This window comes from Streptomyces sp. NPDC060198, assembly GCF_042728415.1.
GTDB lineage: Bacteria > Actinomycetota > Actinomycetes > Streptomycetales > Streptomycetaceae > Streptomyces.
Genome location: NZ_JBHWZJ010000604.1, coordinates 1 through 2,601 on the forward strand (window position 1 = coordinate 1; position 2,601 = coordinate 2,601).

General features: G+C 72.4%; 2 protein-coding genes. One reads left to right on the plus strand and one right to left on the minus strand.

The annotated features are described in order from the left end of the window. Window positions 1–447 precede the first annotated feature (447 nt). Window positions 448–1,956, plus strand: coding sequence for an aldehyde dehydrogenase family protein (locus ACFWEP_RS33985; RefSeq protein WP_387376066.1), 1,509 nt, complete (start codon window positions 448–450; stop codon window positions 1,954–1,956). A gap of 93 nt (window positions 1,957–2,049) precedes the next feature. Here ACFWEP_RS33985 and ACFWEP_RS33990 read toward each other — a convergent pair. Beyond that, on the minus strand, window positions 2,050–2,601 hold a 552-nt coding region (locus tag ACFWEP_RS33990; protein ID WP_387376068.1), incomplete at its 5' end, for a TetR/AcrR family transcriptional regulator.

Genomic DNA, 2,601 nt, shown 5'->3' on the forward strand with positions numbered 1-2,601 from the left:
GATCACAGCGGAGCCGGGAGCGGTGGGCCGACGCACGAAGGGCCGTCATCCGCCTTGCGGATCAGGGAAGATGCCGAGCGAGTCCGGGACGGCGCGGAGCTGCTTCGGGTTCGACCGGGGAGCACGTGACATGGTTCCCATAATGGCCGAATGCCCCACTATGCCCCTTGTGCGACATTCATCCGGGTCGCCATTCGGGCGGGCGGACGGCGGATCACAGCGGAGCCGGGAGCGGTGGGCCGACGCACGAAGGGCCGTCATCCGCCTTGCGGATCAGGGAAGTTGACCACACCTGCACGATCGTAAGGCCTTTCCCGACACCTTCCGTCCGACATATTGACGCACGATGAAACAACTCAATAGTTTGAGTATCTTCGACTCACCGGGAGTCCTCAGAGAGTTCGAACCACCGGCCCGTGCTCCCCCGCACTTCCCCGAGGAGACCCGATGACGACCCACAACACCCCTGCCGCCGCGCCGCACACCGCGACCTTCACCACCCGCTCCCCCGCGACCGGCGAGCCGATCGCCGAACACCCGATGAACGGGCCCGAGGAGGTCTCCCGCGCCATCGACCGGGCCCGGACGGTCCAGGCGGGCTGGGCCGCGCTGCCCGCCTCCCGGCGCCGCGACCACCTGCTGCGCTGGAAGAAGGCGCTCGCCACCGGCCTGGACACCGTGGCCCGCACCATCGCCGAGGAGACCGGCAAGCCGGTCGGCGACGCCGAGCTGGAGGTGGTGCTCACACTGGAGCATCTGGGCTGGGCCGCCCGCAACGCGGAACGCGTCCTGCGCCGCAGGAAGGTGGGAACCGGGCTGTTCACCGTCCACCAGCGAGCCTCGCTGGTGCACCGGCCGCTCGGCGTGGTCGGCGTGATCGGCCCCTGGAACTACCCCCTGTACACGCCGATGGGTTCCATCGGCTACGCCCTGGCCGCGGGGAACGCAGTGGTCTTCAAGCCGTCCGAACTCACCCCCGGCACCGGCGTCCTGCTCGCCGGACTCTTCGACGCCGCCGTGCCCGAGCACGCCGGGCTCCTCACCACCGTCACCGGCGCGGCGGCCACCGGGGAAGCCCTGGCCCGGTCAGGGGTCGACAAGCTGGCGTTCACCGGGTCGCCGGGGACCGCCCGCAAGGTGATGGCGGTGTGCGCGCAGACGCTCACGCCGTTCCTCGCCGAATGCGGCGGGAAGGACGCCGTGATCGTCACCGCGGACGCCGACCTGCCCGCGGCCGCCGACGCCATCGTGTGGGGCGCCCTGAGCAACTCGGGACAGACCTGCGCGGGCGTGGAGCGCGTCTACGCGGTACGCGAGATCCACGCGGAGCTGTGCCGGTTGGTGGTCGGGAAGGCCCAGGCGCTGCGTACCGGCGACACGGCGGACGCCGCCTACGGCCCGATGACGCTGCCGGGCCAGGTCGCGATCGTGGAACGGCACGTGACCGGAGCGGTTTCGGCGGGAGCGCGGGCCCTGCTCGGCGGGCCCGAGTCGGTCCGCGCTCCGTACGTCACGCCGGTGGTGCTGGCCGACGTGCCGGAGGACCAGGCGGCGATGACGGAGGAGACCTTCGGGCCGGTCGTCGCGATCAACCCGGTGGCCGACGTGGACGAGGCGGTGGAGCGCGCCAACGCCTCGCGTTACGCCCTGGGGGCTGCGGTGTTCTGCCGCGGCGGGCGCGAGGGTGCCGCGATCGCGGCGCGGCTGCGCGCGGGGGCGGTGTCGGTGAACTCGGTGCTGGGCTTCGCCGCGGTGCCCGCGCTGCCGTTCGGTGGTTCGCGGGACTCCGGCTTCGGGCGGATCCACGGCGAGGAGGGGCTGCGCGGCTTCACCTCCGTGCAGTCCACCACGGTGCAGCGGTTCACCCCGCCGATCGCCCTGACCTCGTTCGACGTGCCGGCCGCCACGAGGGAGCGCGCGGTGCGCCTGGCCCGGGCACTGCACCGGCGCCGCTGACCGGCCGGCCACTGCCGGACGGGCGGTACGGCGGCACGGCGGCACGGCGGCACGGCGGCACGGCGGCACGGCGGCACGGCGGTACGGCGAACGTCAGGCGTCCAGCAACGGGGCCAGGTAGCGGCGGGCGAAGGCCCGGGCCTGGTCCTCGTCGTCCATCTCGATGCAGCTGGCTGGGTTGAGCAGGAAGGACACGGCGACCCGCACCATGAGTTCGGCGACCGGCTGGGGGTCCTCGTCGGGACGGCCCTCGGCTTGCTGGGCGCGGCGCAGATGGGCCGTCAGGTAGGTGACGGTGGCCGAGAGCGAGAAGCCGCCTTGCACGGTCAAGTAGGGCAGTACCAGCTCGGGTTCGAGGCGCAGCAGGCCCCCGAAGAGCGGGTGGGCGCGGGTGTGGCGCAGGGCGACCACGAATCCCTCGACGACCCGTTCTTCCATGGTCGGCAGTGCCGCCACCGCGGCGTCCAGGCGCTGGAAGAACCGGCCGAGCTCCCGCAGCAGGGTGGCTTCGACCAGCTTGTCCTTGGTCTGGAAGCGCCGGAAGACGGTGACGCGGGAGACTCCGGCCCGCTTGGCGACGTCGTCCACGGAGGAGCGGCGGAGCCCCAGGAGGGTGAACTGCTCCAGGGCGCCGTCGAGGACCCG

What these genes read in the sequence shown, in the direction of transcription:
- ACFWEP_RS33985 (WP_387376066.1), top strand. Translation starts at nt 448, where the DNA reads ATGACGACCCACAACACCCCTGCCGCCGCGCCGCACACCGCGACCTTC.